The sequence below is a fragment of the Paenibacillus sp. ISL-20 genome (assembly GCF_018613005.1).
Lineage (GTDB): Bacteria > Bacillota > Bacilli > Paenibacillales > Paenibacillaceae > Paenibacillus_AQ.
On the sequence record NZ_JAGGRD010000013.1, the window covers coordinates 1 to 15415 of the forward strand.

The 15415-nt window shown below is 43.0% G+C and carries 13 protein-coding genes and 1 riboswitch; of the genes, 5 read left to right on the forward strand and 8 right to left on the reverse strand.

Annotated elements, in window-relative coordinates:
- Window positions 1–141: 141 nt before the first annotated feature.
- The 3 genes from J7E85_RS08425 to J7E85_RS08435 all read right to left on the reverse strand — a co-directional run bounded on the left by J7E85_RS08425 (window position 142) and on the right by J7E85_RS08435 (window position 1960).
- Complete coding sequence (locus J7E85_RS08425; protein WP_251035568.1) at window positions 142–378, reverse strand: HTH-like domain-containing protein; 237 nt, start codon at window positions 376–378, stop codon at window positions 142–144.
- Between the two features lie 59 nt (window positions 379–437).
- The gene (locus J7E85_RS08430) at window positions 438–890 is read right to left on the reverse strand and encodes a hypothetical protein (protein WP_215156827.1); all 453 of its coding nucleotides are present in this window, start codon (window positions 888–890) and stop codon (window positions 438–440) included.
- Window positions 891–1099: 209 nt separating this feature from the next.
- A complete protein-coding gene (locus tag J7E85_RS08435; RefSeq protein ID WP_215156829.1) occupies window positions 1100–1960 on the reverse strand; it encodes a hypothetical protein in 861 nt (286 codons plus the stop codon).
- A 170-nt stretch (window positions 1961–2130) separates the two neighbouring features.
- On the opposite strand from J7E85_RS08435, the gene J7E85_RS08440 reads away from it, so the two are divergent.
- Window positions 2131–2481, forward strand: coding sequence for a helix-turn-helix domain-containing protein (locus J7E85_RS08440; RefSeq protein ID WP_215156851.1), 351 nt, complete (start codon window positions 2131–2133; stop codon window positions 2479–2481).
- Window positions 2482–2774: 293 nt separating this feature from the next.
- On the opposite strand, the gene J7E85_RS08445 is transcribed toward J7E85_RS08440, so the two are convergent.
- On the reverse strand, window positions 2775–3059 hold the full coding sequence (locus J7E85_RS08445) for a hypothetical protein (RefSeq protein WP_215156831.1): 285 nt from the start codon (window positions 3057–3059) through the stop codon (window positions 2775–2777).
- A gap of 55 nt (window positions 3060–3114) precedes the next feature.
- Complete coding sequence (locus tag J7E85_RS08450; RefSeq protein WP_215156833.1) at window positions 3115–4065, reverse strand: NADP-dependent oxidoreductase; 951 nt, start codon at window positions 4063–4065, stop codon at window positions 3115–3117.
- Window positions 4066–4188: 123 nt separating this feature from the next.
- Here J7E85_RS08450 and J7E85_RS08455 point away from each other — a divergent pair, with 123 nt between their 5' ends.
- Window positions 4189–5094, forward strand: a complete 906-nt coding sequence (locus tag J7E85_RS08455) for a hypothetical protein (RefSeq protein WP_215156835.1) — start codon at window positions 4189–4191, stop codon at window positions 5092–5094.
- A 997-nt stretch (window positions 5095–6091) separates the two neighbouring features.
- On the opposite strand, the gene J7E85_RS08460 is transcribed toward J7E85_RS08455, so the two are convergent.
- On the reverse strand, window positions 6092–6439 hold the full coding sequence (locus J7E85_RS08460; RefSeq protein ID WP_215156837.1) for a DoxX family protein: 348 nt from the start codon (window positions 6437–6439) through the stop codon (window positions 6092–6094).
- Window positions 6440–6615: 176 nt separating this feature from the next.
- Window positions 6616–7062: an RrF2 family transcriptional regulator gene (locus J7E85_RS08465; protein ID WP_215156839.1), complete on the reverse strand. Its 447-nt coding sequence runs from the start codon at window positions 7060–7062 to the stop codon at window positions 6616–6618.
- Between the two features lie 1253 nt (window positions 7063–8315).
- On the opposite strand from J7E85_RS08465, the gene J7E85_RS08470 reads away from it, so the two are divergent.
- From J7E85_RS08470 to J7E85_RS08480, 3 genes are all read left to right on the forward strand, one after another.
- Complete coding sequence (locus J7E85_RS08470) at window positions 8316–8585, forward strand: hypothetical protein (protein ID WP_215156841.1); 270 nt, start codon at window positions 8316–8318, stop codon at window positions 8583–8585.
- Between the two features lie 116 nt (window positions 8586–8701).
- Window positions 8702–8851, forward strand: coding sequence for a hypothetical protein (locus J7E85_RS08475; RefSeq protein WP_215156843.1), 150 nt, complete (start codon window positions 8702–8704; stop codon window positions 8849–8851).
- 738 nt (window positions 8852–9589) lie between these two features.
- A riboswitch (cyclic di-GMP riboswitch) is annotated at window positions 9590–9688 on the forward strand.
- A 295-nt stretch (window positions 9689–9983) separates the two neighbouring features.
- Entirely contained in the window at window positions 9984–13304 is a 3321-nt protein-coding gene (locus tag J7E85_RS08480) for an S-layer homology domain-containing protein (protein ID WP_215156845.1), read from the forward strand.
- 317 nt (window positions 13305–13621) lie between these two features.
- Here the strand turns inward: J7E85_RS08480 and J7E85_RS08485 are convergent, their stop codons facing one another.
- Window positions 13622–15070, reverse strand: a complete 1449-nt coding sequence (locus tag J7E85_RS08485; RefSeq protein ID WP_215156847.1) for a serine hydrolase domain-containing protein — start codon at window positions 15068–15070, stop codon at window positions 13622–13624.
- Window positions 15071–15415 lie beyond the last annotated feature (345 nt).

The window sequence follows — 15415 nt, forward strand, 5'->3', positions numbered from 1 at the left end:
TGAACTGGTTCAACAAGCATCACATTCATGGCACATTAGGATACATGACGCCAGTTCAGTACAAAGCTACAGCCCTTAAAAAGATTGTCTGATTTACTGTTGACAGTCCACCCTAACCCTTTGAGTACGGCAGGGCAAGTCCTACTCTTTAGGAACCACATAAACAGAAAGCTTAATCCCTTTACTAACCTCTGTTGCGTAAGAGGGATTAATCCCAGATCTAGCAACGATATCTTTTACACTCAAATTATTACGGAGAATCACATCGGCATATTTAACACCGAAGAGATGGATTTTAGCGACTTGATCACCATGAGGTGCTTTATTGTACATATCGCCCAGTATTCTACCCAATTCGCTTACATTCACTTTAATCATCCGCCTTGTTCTAGAATTATTTCAATTAAAACACCTTAATTGAAGGAGCTAGATTCTTGTTACGTGAATCGTTGAGTTTCAAATCCTTCATACTTAGGTTGAAATTTCAGGTGTAGGTAAGCCTCAACAAAGTTTAGTACAAATATCCCCAAGCGCTTTTCCATAAGGATATCTAAGCGAGCTGTATTATTCTTTATCCAATCCTTAATGTTCTCTTCCGTTAAGGCAAAACTACCAAAGTCACGGTCAGATAACATGGACTTTGATAAGTTACTGTTTGAACTATTAGGGCTATAGTGGTGGCTATTTACACGTGCAAAGCTTTTTGGACCCGCTTTACCGATTTTCAAGTATCGTTCTTGAAATGCGAAAGTATAAACAACCATATAATCTTCATTTAATTTTGTCAGTTTATGAGGGATTCCTCGGTCTATGATATGTATTTGTTCATCGTCAATTTTGACATTCAATGATCTGATTATATGAAGAATTTCATCTTTAAGTCTGTACAAGGCTTCTCCGCTCCTCATTCTTTTTATTAGGATCCAGATAATAAGTTCGGCAAGTTTTTAGAAATTTTCCGTAAGTAGGAGTTGGCCTCCACCGCTTCTTACGGTTAGTTCACATGTTTGCGAGGTATTAGGTTGCAGTATATTCGCTGAAAATTGCCCAATACGACATCCTCTTGAGAAGAGTAGGATATATGTGGGAATCCTCCTTCTTACTTCACTATCTCGCCTTCATACAACTTCCAGTTGAATTGCAAAGCTTTGTCACCACGAGAATCAAGAGAAGCTTTAAAGGTTACTTTATCACCTTCTTTTAAACCATTTTTCATAGACTCATCTTTTAATTCAACGATGAGTGTATAAGGCATCATGTCTTTCTTTTCTGTGCTAATGGTGATCCAATCCTCACCGTTATATTTCTCCCCACCATAAACAACAATGCTATCTCCAATAGCCTCTAAATCTGCGATCGTACCGGATAAGGTAACGATCTTTTTCACCATAAAACTATCCCAAGTTGATGATTTTTGGTCTTTTGGTAAAGCAAAATAAGCTTCAATTACTGGTAGAAAATCAGTATTGCTTTCCATTAATTCAGCTACTTTCCTTTGTTCCTCTGAAGCATAAGAAGTTTGTAAATCCGTTAGTGGTTTACCTGATTCTAAGATCTTCACAAAATTATTAGCATTATCTTGTCCCTTTTTAATCAAAATAAAGATGTTTTTAACTGAATAAGCATTCAGATCTGGATTATGATACCCAGCTGCCTGTTCGTTTTTTTCGAACTCCATTATGTCAGCTTCATCTGTTCTTAACGCCTTCACTAAACCTTCAGAACCTTCAAATTTTGCGGTTACGTCCTTTGCTTCACCAGAAACCAAGCCAGACTCTTTTAACCAAGTATAAGCATTATCAGCTGTGTATCCTTCAACTTTCTTTGGCTCTTCTTTCTTTATTCCTTCTTTCTTTACTTCTTCTTTATTGGTTTCGGTCGGGTTTTCTTCTTGAGAACTACAAGCGGAAACAGCAAAGAGCATGGCGATAGCCACCAGTATAAGTGACCATTTTTTCATGTGTGAATTCCTCCAATACAAAACTATAGAATAAGAATTTATTATAAACGAGACAAATAGACAAAAACTGTACATAAAGTGGGGGACTTTAGACAAAATGAGGCGAATTGTACAAGCAATTTTGCACTAAATTTCTTGGGAAATCCCCTTTGGTGGTTCTAGTTAGTTTTGTGAAATTATCGACTCTGGTCGGGGGAAGAATTAAGGCGTTGCGAAAAGCGAAGGGATGGACCCAGGAGCAATTAGCAGAAGCATCATCACTTCATTATAGTTATATTGGTGGAGTAGAGCGTGGGGAACGAAATATTTCCTTGGAAACGCTGGAGAAGGTCGTTACAGCCCTGCAAGTTTCGCCAATGGAATTGTTTCGAGATGAGCTTGGAACTGATGCTGAAAAGGATCACCAGAAGGCACTAGATGAGCTTATGACATTAATGGGCAGTAGGGACATCGAAGAGCTTGAGATGATTACGAAGATTAATCGAGATATCTTCAAGGCAATTGATGCTAAAAGAGGATGACGCATAAAAACGCCCCGGAGCTAACTTTTAAAAGTTAGCTCCGGGGCGTTTAGCTTTAGAAAACAGTATTTTTACGTTACCGGCTTTTGATTCTGATTTATGAATGAATTGAGAGCTTGTTTAAATTGATCTGCTGGAAGATTGCAATTTTGAATCCAGTAATCGTAAAGATGTCGTAGCATGGGACGACGGGGAGTTCAGTGGTAACTTCGTCCCGCTCGAACATCTTTTTCAGCTTCCAGAGAATCAGTTCGTTTGCCGTCAGCTTTTTCCACTTGGTCTTTCAGCCATTGTTAAACCTCCTCGTCATGCGCTCCGGCCTGAGTGAAAAACGTCATAAGGTAGTCGTTGTCGTACAGCAACACGACTTTGTACGCCTTTTGGCAGTCGCCCAAGTCCAGCGTTTCGACATACTCAGGGTAACTTCCCAGCAGTCCACCACTCTCGTGTTCCAAACCAACGTTGCTGAGGTCGCGGAGATTGTCTCCCGCTTCGAGAACAACGATGTAGCCGCTCCTTCCTAGTCGAAAATCTATCTTTTCTTCCTCGTCCAGTTCAGCCCGAACTGTGCTCTGCAAGTCCTCGCGGGTAGGAAATTTGGTATTGAATTTAGCGGGTCTTCCCAATCGAATTTTAGATTGGGTTTTTTCGATTCCAGGAAATCAGAAGCTGCCCCTTTTTTCCTCCAATTTCATTTATTTGATGGGCTTCTACAACACCTTCGTAACTGAATGGAAAGACTCGCTCTACATAAATCTTAAGTTTGTGTTCCTGCACATAACGTATAAGGGATAACCAATCGCTGGGATGGGGATCGACTTGAACAAAGAGATTCTCGATGCCACGAACAATCGGATTCTGAAGGACAGCTGGAGATACGAGGGACAGGTATTTCCCACCGTTCTTCAAAACAGAGTAACTTTTCTCATCCGTAATCCCTCCGTCCCTCACCATATCAAGAACAAGATCGACGGGTTGGATGACCTCCGAGAAATCAGTTGTTCCATAGTCGACTACTTCGTCGGCCCCTAGTTGACGTACGAATTCAAGATTTTCGGTGCGAGCTGTAGCTATAATGTAGGCTCCATGTTGTTTGGCTAATTGCACGGCGAGATGCCCTACCGCTCCGGCACCGGCATGAATAAGAATTCGTTGTCCAACCTGCAATTGACCATACCGGAATAACGCCTGCCATGCCGTCAAGCCCACGCCCGACAATGCGACGGTTTCTTCCAAAGAGAGCGTCTCAGGAATAACAGCCAGCAAATTCTCATCTACCGCAGCATAGTCAGCATAACCTCCTCCAGATAAAGTAAGTCCAATAACGCGGTCGCCTGGTTTAACCTTGGTTACACTTTTTCCGATTTTTTTGACCACACCGCCGATCTCCACGCCAAGAATATGGGGGAAACGCAGCGGGAGGAATTCTTGAAATGCTCCAGAACGAATAAGCTGATCTCCAGAATTGACTGTGGTTACCTGGAGTTCAACAATAGCTTGGTGATCTTGCGGGGTCGGCCGGGTGACTTCCCTTTCCTGCAGAACATTAGCATTTCCGTAATCTGACATGACTATAGCTTTCATATAGTTCCTCCTTGTACTTGAATGATTTTAAATTTTGTTTAACAAGAAATATAATAATAGCTGACAAATATCCGCCCAAGTGCAGAACTACACTTGTAATATCACATAAATGGAGGAACCCTTATGAGTGCAGACCAAGGTGTGCAAAAGAAGTTACTGCAAGCTGCATTGGGAGAAATCGAATCGCTTCGCATAAAGCGCCAGCGTGAATATACCCATCGACCTCATCCATCCTTAAAAAGATTCTCCCAGCAGGAATTAAACGATGAAGCTTGTCTAACGTACAAAAATCTGTTAGTCGGCCGTTCACAGAGATTGCCGGATCGCGAAACCATGCTTCGCATAGCGGAATATCTTGAATGTACCTTTGATGAGAGAAATGAACTGCTTGCAGTTGCTGGCTACCTTCCATTGCAATCCGATTTGCAAGGGAACTTGCTGGAACATGAACTTAGGAAGGCCCAACAATTGCTTGGCACGTTGACGCTACCCGCTATGATTGTAACACCAACTCTGGGAATTAAAGGGTCTAATGAGTTGTTTACTCATTTATTTGATTTACCCCGTGATATTATCGCCGAGAACAATGTGAATCTTTTTGATTTTCATTTTAGTTCTGAGTTGCCTGTTCGATCCCGTTCCACTTTTAATGAAGCATCATTCGAGCAATGGGAATCACATGCTATCAACGGAATACGTGCATTTAAGCGGAACCATTTGCTTTCCCGTCACGATGAATGGTATCGGAATCTGGAAAAGAGATTAGAGCAACATGGCGGAAACAAGTACTGGAACATGAGCAATGAGGATACGAAGCCCAATGAACCTTCATACAGAAGCCTACTTGTCAGAAAGAAGGATTCAAGCGATTTTGTGCCTATTCGTTACAGCCAAGTTTATCTTTCGGTCGGGAGAGGCATGTTTCCGGGAATCGGCGTGTTTTTGCCGGTGGATGAGGCGGCACGAAGCGTATTTGCCTCGTTTGGAAGTACTGTTGACTACGGCAGTATTGTAAGAGGTATAGTTTGATTCAATTATGAGCAATGGGATTTAGGTTATATTTATTCCGAAATTAGAAAACACTTTTTCTCATTGTAGGGTTAAACAGCGGACAAGCGAAATGTCGATAAGCCAGAACCACCAACACCTTCTCTGGTTGTTGGCAGTTCTGGTTTTTCTGGATTCATTAATGATTAAGGTCTTCACAACCTCGCGTTATCCCTAGATCCCATATTCCCCTTTGGACACCTGCCGATCGCATGAAATCACCGGAGGGGAGTGATAGTTAACTTACCTACTTCCAAGCCGCCGAGTATATGCATTTTATGTAAGTTTGAATCATAGCCGTTGGATCGGGTAAGAGGTTGGAAATCATGCGCCGCGGCAGCTCCTTTCGTATTTTTCGCCGATAGGCCCGTTAAGCTGAACCTTACCACAAGTAACGGCGAAAAATTTTCTTGGGGAAATGTCTGAGCGGTGTTGAAAGTTATGTGAATTTTGACTCTCTAAGTGCACTGGTTTTAGTTGGACTCTTTGAAAATTCTAAGTAGAATGCTTCAAGGGCCCTAAGTCGTTCATTCGTAAAATTAGCTGTGGACGCAGGGGGTAGAAACATGGTTGAAATAGATGATAAAGGGCAATTTTCAGTTATTGGAACGGCTCATATCGTGATGGTATAGACCTTGGCAAGCTTTTGCCGAGAAACGGCAAAAACCCCTTGCCACCGCTGGGGTGGAAGGGGCTAATCCTAACGTCTCCAGCGAAATGATCGGTTCATGCTCGCCATCCGCTATGATAGGGTTAGGGTTGATTCCTTTACAGCGTTACTCGCCCTGTTCGACATCCCCCATACTGAACCTGATTTAAGCACAGTTAACCGCATACCGGGATTCTGATGCGAGTCGGTAGGCTCTGGTGATACTGAACTCTGTACGAGCGCAGTATATCGCGGAACTATGCGTATGTTAGGCACAACTTAGATAGATGTAACGCTTGCGGCTTAAACACCTTAAATGCCGATGTGTGATTAAACAATCCAATTGAGTACAGGTATCACCAAGGCCAAGACCAGAAAATATACGGGCAGCATCACTTCATTGGCATGGCTTTTCGCACGAATTTGGGTAACAAGAGCACCCAGCATGATGACCGCTATCCACAAACCAGCCAGCGTGCCCGCCATTTGCGACCAAATGCCAATCAGCATCCCGATCCCGCCGAGAATTTCCGCAATACCGACTAGAATGCGAAATCCATCCGAATAGCCGTATTGTTTGAATGATTCGACCGGCTCTTTGGCCCCAAACTTCATAAATCCGACGATCACATAGCCAATGCCCAAAATAATCTCAAGTATAATCGATACGATGTGCAACTGTTTCACCTCCTTACTGAACTTGATTTAAGCACAGTTAACCTCATACTAGGGATTCTGATGCGAGTCGTCGTTAAACTCTGTTGATACTGAACCCTGTATGAGCACAGTATATCACAAACTATGCTCATGTTAGGCACAGTATATCATAAAACTATGCTCATGTTAAGCACAGTTTATACTTCGTTTTTAAAAACTTCTGCCGCAATGCGCTCAATCGTATACTGCTTGAAAACGTGAAGCGTACTCTCTTCCACTTGAGAAGACAATTCCTGAAAAAGGCTTCTTACTGACGCCCCGCGTTCGCAGTCGAGCGTGGAATCGACCATCCCACTTCCCAAAGGATTGTGCATTTGCAAAGCCCGGTAAACGTCTGCCACTGTAATCGAGCTTGCAGGTTTGGCCAGCAAGTAGCCGCCATCTCTGCCTTCCCTAGCCTCGACAAGATTTGCACGAACCAGTTGACCTATCACCCGGCGCATAAACGTCGTTCCAGACTTCATCATATTCGCAATTTCTTTACTTGAACGCACGTTATCTGACATCGAAAGTAAGACAAGTCCTTGTATGGCCAAACCGAATGCCGACGGAGTGACCGTGTGGTTTTTTTTGTTCAGATGCATGGCAATTCACCTCAAATCTATTATGTGCAATGTTTACACAGTTTACAAGATGTCCGATCTCGCTATTTAGGGCGACTCAAGGAAAACCTCTGGCCGAAGGAGGACAAGGGTTCAGTCCGCGCGACAGCGAAAGCGTAGGGGGCACGCATTGAAACTCCATGCACGAGGAGAAAAAACTTGCCGTTACAGCACGGAGACCCGTATCATAAGTGACGGCGAAAAATTGGTTTGTCATACATTCACCCTGTTGTTTGAGAGCTGTATTGATTGATAATAAGATTTATTGATGCAAAAGTGGTCTAACAGACTTATCACATCGAAGACTGGACATGTGGGTGCCCTACTCTAGGTTGGAAGGGGAGTCAAGGAGTGTTTCCTAAGTTTTAATACACCAACGAGCGTAAGTTGAGGTCATAGCTCACTCAAACTTGAATATTCAATGATCGTAAGTCGGGCTAATCACCTCTTATTAATTGTTTATTTAAATCAATATATAGTGGCGAACAAAGGCGAACATTAACTCGACAAGCACAATATATTGATTTATTATGAATTTGGAAATGATGTCTAATTCGAAATGAGGTGATCAACTCATGGCAGCCAAAGGTCAAAACAAAGTATCTGGTGACAAGATGTCTAGTCTTGCCTCTAAAGTACTGCAAAGCCCTAAGTACAGTAATACCACTAAGTCCTTAGCTGCATCTGTCCTGTCACAGTCCAAAAAGGGTAAGAACTAATTGGCGAAGCTTACGATTTCTTAAACAAGATACGATCATTCCCTATGAATGGAGTGGACATGAGACATCATGTATGTCCTCTTATAGGAGCCGCTAACTATATGAGGTTAGTGGTTTTTGTTTTAAGAAATGCACAGTATGATCTCCGTAAATAAATTGACAGTTGGCGGTGACAAACAACCGTTAGACAGGGGGAGATTGCATTAGATGCGGTAAATAAAAAAACAAGCGTAAGTGGTGGCACACTCCGCTTGTTTTCGGCAATCCAATGGTGAGAAGTAGCATTCTCACCTAAAAAGAAGGTATCGGTGTAGTGCGAGCTACACACTACATATGTATAACTGAGGAACCTATACTTATATGTATACGTCATTCGCGACGGATATCCTTCTTATTTTCAAAAATATTGAAAGAAGGATGAACTTGTTATGACAATTGAACTGGAATCAAAAGTATCTTCTTTATTAGAGGGTATCGCATCGCGACTGGGTGATTGAGCCAGGAGTAAGACGTGAAATGGATTATAAGGTTGTAGGGGCAAAACAGAAAGAAAACTGGATTAGATTGGAACTGAATTCGACTGACGGAAGTCATATAACGACATTCATTTTCAAAGACAGTTCACGAAAGTCATTTACTGAAGTTTTAGATATGCGGGATTATCAAATTAAAGGGGATTCGGAAGCTGATAAGCAACTTGACAATGTACTGGAATTGCTAGAGGATGATTCCGTATTTAAAATGGATTGGAAATTCATTGATAATCATAAATCACCGCCTAAATAAAATTTATTCCTTTACCTTAAAAGGTCTTTAAACGATTGTGTTGCCTCAGCTTTGAATTTACTTTCTTGTAGTTAATGTTTGTTCAAGGTTGGCTTAATACAGAACGGAGGGACTACATGGATAAAAAGGACTCGGAAATTATGGTCAGGCTTGCAAAGAAAGGGAAACATATCTCAAAAATTTGGGCTGAGGATTTCCCGGTATATGATTATTGGGACATTTATTTTGAAGTCTACGGCAGGAGAACGGAGTTCGGTCGGAGTTAAAAGAATGATAACATCAAGGTTGAACAAGCTTACTGAAGCTGATGACAAGCCGGATCGTATCAATATTATCGAGGAATTAAATGAACTTGTATACCATTTATATAGTCGATATAAGTCCAGTCAACAGAGGGCCATTATTAATCAATAGAGCTATCAAGCCCCTTCTGTACATAGCAGAAGGGGCTTGATTTTGGCCTAAAACAGGCCTCCATAAATACCTGTACCGTACCATAAGTGACGGCGAAAACATCAATAATTTAGGTAACAGCATTCACCAGCTCCATTAAGGGTTGGTGATTTTTTATTTGCATGAAATATTGAAGATGCCTTTTGTAACAAAAATGAATTATAGAGATATGACTTCTAGCAGTTAGATTGCAGGCATGCGTGCGTATTAATCAATAGGACTAGAGATGGATGGGAATTCTTGCGCGGATTGATCTACCGAGAGATAGAAGTATTCAATCAATAATCGTATAGGCATTAAGACCTAATCGATGAGTTTGAATAGATCCGTTAAGTTGGGCCGTATCCATTGTGTTCCCCAGGGATTTGAAGGGTTATTACTTCGATGCCTCCAGTAGTATTTATATGGGTGCTGCTGATTTTAGTCATAAATATCCCGATTCGACAAATAGATACAAAATACTACAAAGATGAGTCTGTAGAGCCTAACTTATAAACCTTTTATAATATACTTTTAGTTTAATATTTAAATTCTTCAAATGGATACAAGCTCGTACGACAAGGCAAACCTATTGAAAAATGGGGACGCAAAGCTAAAGGGGCTAACGGATTTGCTGAACATGCAAATGCTATTGCCAGCCAGCTGCCGAATACGACGGAAGAGCCTCCGTCTATTAGCGTATGCCCGCTTTTGGATGGAGGTTTTTTTGTGATCTTAAAAAGAGGAGGGCTGTTTTTTACCGTGAGGGTGTCCGTCTGTTTTGAATGGCGAGACGTCCGCATAACAAATTGGATTTGATAGTTATCGGCGATTACAATGCCAAGATGCCCTGTATTTGGACATGGTGGAATGGCAGAACCGCAGAACCGCAGAACCGCAGATCATTTTGCTTCGATGTAGCTCAACAGAAAGAATTTGCCTTTCGTCAGGAGGAAAGAACAAAAGATGAAATTAAAAAATCAAAGAAGGTTATCTCTTCTAATGACAATCGTTGTGGTATTGACGATGTTACCTTTTTATCCGTTAGAAGCAAGAGCAGCAACCACACCAACACTTAATCTTGGTAATCCTGTTAGTGTAACCGAAGCAACTTATCAACTGCCCAATGCCGCATTTGAAAGCACAGGCGTCATAAATGGTGCGGGCGGATACTTTACTGTGACTGTAAATAGCGGCTCCATTGCCGTTGGGACTGTTGCAAGCGGAATTACCGAGTTGACTGATGGTATCAAAATTAGTGGTATTGTTACTGACCAGTCTACACCTACCAATAGAGTGTTCAATTTTTCAAGTAATACGACGTACGAAGACATTCAAGCTGTTATTCGAAATATGAAGTTTACACAAGATCCTGGGAAAACGCAGAGTGTTACCGTAAATGTAACGCCAGGAGCGCCGTTGACCGATGGAAAAACCTCGGTACGTATCTACGATGGACGCTATTTTGTATATGTGGCCAGACAGAGCACTATGCAATTCAAAGATGCTGTGACGACTGCAACGAATAATAGTGGACATCTTGTAGAGCCGACTGAAGGTAATCCTGAAGAAATGTTTGCGATTGCCAATATGTTTAAGGAATTTAAGAGCCCTTTTCGAGATAGCTGGAACCTTTTAAGTTTTATAGGGGCTACTAAATCTACAGAACGAACTAATTGGAGCACTATTCCTTTCAATTCTAACTGGACAAAGTATGTATCAAACGGTCAGCCTACAAATCTGGAGAACACAAAGGAATATGTTGCAAATGGAAATCTAATTCATCTTACGCTATTACTAGACACCACGAATAACAAAGTAGGTTACTTAGCCGTAGACAATACACACGGTGGTACCAGCAATTTTAAGGATCCGGGAGTTATTGTCGAATATAATCCCGGTGTCATTAGTAACATCATCACTACTACACAAGATATCCAACTCCCAGTGATGGGCGGCAGTGTAACGATCGACGGTACAGCCAAGGTGGGCGAGACGTTGACCGCGAACGTAACGGGAATCACATATACCCCGAATACGACAGACAATGTGCCGACCTTCCAGTGGTACCGTAATGGCGTTGCTATACCGAATGCAACCGGCTTAAGTTATACGCTAACGGCTGACGATGTTGGGGCGGCCATTACCGTAAGGATCACCGCCGATGGCATACATGCGTCAGGCAGCGTGACGAGCAAGGCGGTGGTTACGGATATCGATAAAACGCAACTGCAAGCTACGGTCGATAAGATAACAGGTGAGAACTTGCAGCCAGCGGACTATACTCCGTTAAGTTGGCAGGCACTGCAGGATGCATTGACAGAGGCTGATCGCATTCTGCAAGATCCGAATGCCACGCAGATAGAGATCGACCAGGCGAATGAGAACTTGAAGAATGCCTACGAAAATCTCGTAACCATTGACGCTATTCTGGACAAGCTTGACCTCCGAGTTGCCAATTCGACTAATCACGAGGAGATTGAGCTATCTCCGCCATTTAACGGTAATAAGTATCTAAATTACAAGGCTTCCGTAACGGATGATGTTTACAGCGTTGCTGTTGCCCTTGAACTGCTGAATTCCGGAAGCACGGCCAAATTGAGCTTTAATGGCAGCGAAGTTCCCGATCCTTCCGATTGGAATGACCTGCAACTTCATGCAGGCCTTAATGTCATTCAAGTGGAAGTGACGATCGGAAACAGAACGAATATCTATACCGTTGAGATTGTAAAAACCGATAAAACGGCACTTCAATCGAAAGTAGACAAGATCGGAACACTAAATTCGACCGACTATACTCAAGAGAGCTGGGACAAGCTTCAGGAGGCTCTGAAAGAAGCTAACAACGTACTGAATGATCCGAAAGCAACCCAAGAAGAAGTGAATAAAGCCCTTGAAGCATTAGAGAAAGCCCAGGAAGGACTGGTCCCAGCGGAGGCTCCTGGAAACAATGGCGGCGGAGAAACAACGTCACCGGGTACCGGTTCAGGGACTAACTCTGGAACGGTTTCGACTCCAAACACGAATTCCTCCGGCGTTACCACTACGGTAAACGGTAAAGATTCTTCATTCGCGACCAGCACCACCAAAACGGACGGAGAAGGAAACCATACGACGGTACAAGTCGATTCGGGCAAGCTGTCCAATATTCTGGCTCAGGGTGATGGACAAAAACTTGCCATTCGCGTTCCTGTCGGTGGAGACACCAAGGTACAGGGCTTGACGGCAGCTGATATTAAGAAGCTGGCTGATACCGGCTCGACGCTGGAAATCGAAGATTTGCTGGCAATCTACCCAGTTCCCGGCAAGCAGTTGGATCTGGACGCGATCGCAAAGCAGTCGAACAATGCAAAACTTGAAGATATTGCAGTAAGAATCAACATCAAACGCTCCCCTCAAGATTTGACGGACGGCGCCCGCAAGAAGGCGGCAGCCGAAGGTTACGAACTGCTGGTTACTCCAGTGGACCTCGACCTGACCTTCACGCATGGCGACAAAACGGTGCGTTCCGGGGAGTTGAACGGATATGCGCCGAAATACATCGCGCTTCCGGAAGGCATTGATCCGAACCGCATCACGACAGGTGTAATCGTCAATCCGGACGGCAGCGTATTCCATGTTCCGACGGTCGTAACGAAGATCGATAATCGGTACTTTGCACTTATCAATGATCTACGCAGTAGCGGCACCTATTCGGTCATCTGGAATCCACAGGATTTCGACGATGTGCAGTATCATTGGGGCAGAGCGGATGTGAACAATATTGCCGCAAGACTCGATCTTGAAGGAACCGGCAACAACACGTTCTCGCCGAACAAGAATGTAACGCGAGCTGAATTCGCCGAAATCGTGGTTCTCGGTCTCGGGTTAATGCGCCAAGACGCAATGCAAAACATCTTCCCGGACGTACCGGCTTCCGCATGGTATCGGAATGCCGTTGCGCTTGCTGATGAATATGATATCGTTCGCGGTTATGCGGACGGCAGCTTCAAAGGCGGCCAGCAAATAACGAGAGAGCAAGGATTTGCGATGATTGCCCGCGCGCACCGCATGATTGATACAACAGTTTCACTTAGCGAAGGACAGGCGGCAACTGTACTGTCCCGATACAAAGATGCGGCTGACGTAGCAGCTTGGGCAAGAGCGGATGTTGCGCAATTGATCACTGCGGGAATTATTCAAGGCAACGGGCCTGAGCTTCTAAGTCCGAAAAAGCAAATGACCCGTGTCGAAGTAACCGCACTGATCGCAAGAATGCTGAAAGAGACAAACCTGATCGACAAGTAATGAAGCAACACGAACAACCATTGATGGCGCGGAGTCGTCAATGGTTGTTTTTTCATTTATTTTTGATTATCCATATTTGGACCTTCGGGTGGTTCACGAGTAGTTAGCGAGAGGTGCGAAGGATGGTTACTTCCCACAATGCAGGAGCTGCTTACGCATGCTCCTTTCGCATTTTTCGCCGATAGAGCCGTTAAGCTGAACCTTATCATAAGTGACGGCGAAAAATAGGGGGTGCCTGGCACTTCCTTTTTGCTGATATTGTTCTCTCATTAAAAGAAATCTTCGCGTTTTTTCAATAAGGTGAACGAATGAAATGCTTATTTTCGGAGCGAGGCATTATATCGGTGAGTGTATACAAACCATGTAATGCTTGCTGTTAATAATGCCGACGAAATCAAAGCTGTAAGAACACTATATGTTTGCCAAATAAGTATCGTTGACCAATCTAATGCACAGCACATTATACACTGGACAATCGTAGCAATCAGCAAAATAGCTGTTACGATTATTCGTTTTTTTGTCATTGGCTGCCGCTCATTCGTTTTCCTTCTGCGTAATCCTAAGAGAAAGAACAGAACAGCCAATAGGCAAAGAATAATTGTGGTAGACGACAAAATGATGTCCAAAAGCTGTGTGCCGCTTATTCTATATGACTGCGTCAGATTGCCGTCTAATATATCTTTAACTTTTAGTACCATGCTTCTATTGATATTTGCGCCGTTGGTCAGTAAGCAGATGGCTGTTCGTTCATTTGGCAGTATGGCCACTTCGGTTCCGAAATTGGGATTGCCCCCTGGGTGCTCTATAATCGTTTGGTTGGCGTTTACCGACCAGCCCGCCGCATAATACATTTCGTTGACAGCCGGAACAGACATATCACCCTGATGTGATTTTTCGATAACCGTGTGGAATATTTCGGGTATGTCCTGCACAATACCCATCTGTATGCCCATCCAACGCGCCATATCTTTTGTACAAGAAATGATGTAGCCTGCGGGTTTATTCCCGGAATAATCCGGCGCGTTATATGGAGTTGTCATAAAAAAGGAAGAACGGTAGCCCTGTGCCAACTGTCCGGTGGCTTGAGCATCTTCTTTATAAACATACGTCTGGTGAAGACCCAACGGCTGAAATATCTGTTCCCTCATAAAGTCTTCATAGCTTTGTCCCGCCACAATCTCAATAACCAGACCTAATACGTCATAATTAACAGTTCCGTAATTATACTGCTCACCAGGATAGAACGACAATTCAGAATCTACGAGCATTTCTACGGTTTTTTGCAACATATCCGGCGTATTGCCTTGTGGAATGTTTTGACTGTGACTGCCATTTGTTAAGCCGCTAGTATGGTGTAAAAAGTTATTGAGCGTAATACTTTGCATATCAACGTGTTTCCCCTGATACTTTAACGTAAACCAAGGCAAATATTTCTGGATAGAGTCTGTCATTGACAGCAGTCCTTGTTCTTCCATCAGCAGAATACCCATGCCGGTAAAAGCTTTACTTACCGAAGCCAGCTCATATAGAGTATTTTCACTTGCCGACAGTCCCTTTTCACGATCTGCGTACCCGGAAGAAAAGTAGAGCACTTCATTGTTCGCAAGTATTGAGATTGACATTCCCGGTACACCTGATATACGGCTTGCATCATCCAACAATGTTTGTATTGAATCAGATTGCGAATCTGATAATGCATAACTTGGTGTTGCGAATCCGGTGAACAGTATAAGTACTGCAATCATAAAGACAATAATTTTTTTCATAGTCTCTCCATTCCGAAAAAACTCCCGTACGGAAAATATAAATAATCCGCAGTACGCCTTATCCCCCTAAAGTGTAATACGATATATATTTTATGAAGCTTATTATTGCAAAATCTTATTTTATGTGAAGAATCATACGATATAAAAAATTAGATTGCTATCATAATCTTCTACTTACTACGAACTATTTTGCTAGGAACACAAAAAGCCCCTCTGCTTCATTAGCGGAAGGGGTGAATCGTCTACACTAAGTTGGACAGAAAAAATAAGGGCTAGTAGAATGAAAAGAATAATACTAGGAGCGGATCTACTATGCCAAAACAAAGACGTACATTTACAGCAGAG

Bases quoted from the DNA above. Each gene is read 5' to 3' on its own strand.
- J7E85_RS08425 (WP_251035568.1), bottom strand. From the start codon at position 378: ATGATTAAAGTGAATGTAAGCGAATTGGGTAGAATACTGGGCGATATG.
- J7E85_RS08435 (WP_215156829.1), bottom strand. From the start codon at position 1,960: ATGAAAAAATGGTCACTTATACTGGTGGCTATCGCCATGCTCTTTGCT.
- J7E85_RS08450 (WP_215156833.1), bottom strand. From the start codon at position 4,065: ATGAAAGCTATAGTCATGTCAGATTACGGAAATGCTAATGTTCTGCAG.
- J7E85_RS08455 (WP_215156835.1), top strand. From the start codon at position 4,189: ATGAGTGCAGACCAAGGTGTGCAAAAGAAGTTACTGCAAGCTGCATTG.
- J7E85_RS08465 (WP_215156839.1), bottom strand. From the start codon at position 7,062: ATGCATCTGAACAAAAAAAACCACACGGTCACTCCGTCGGCATTCGGT.
- J7E85_RS08470 (WP_215156841.1), top strand. From the start codon at position 8,316: ATGGATTATAAGGTTGTAGGGGCAAAACAGAAAGAAAACTGGATTAGA.
- J7E85_RS08475 (WP_215156843.1), top strand. From the start codon at position 8,702: ATGGATAAAAAGGACTCGGAAATTATGGTCAGGCTTGCAAAGAAAGGG.
- J7E85_RS08480 (WP_215156845.1), top strand. From the start codon at position 9,984: ATGAAATTAAAAAATCAAAGAAGGTTATCTCTTCTAATGACAATCGTT.
- J7E85_RS08485 (WP_215156847.1), bottom strand. From the start codon at position 15,070: ATGAAAAAAATTATTGTCTTTATGATTGCAGTACTTATACTGTTCACC.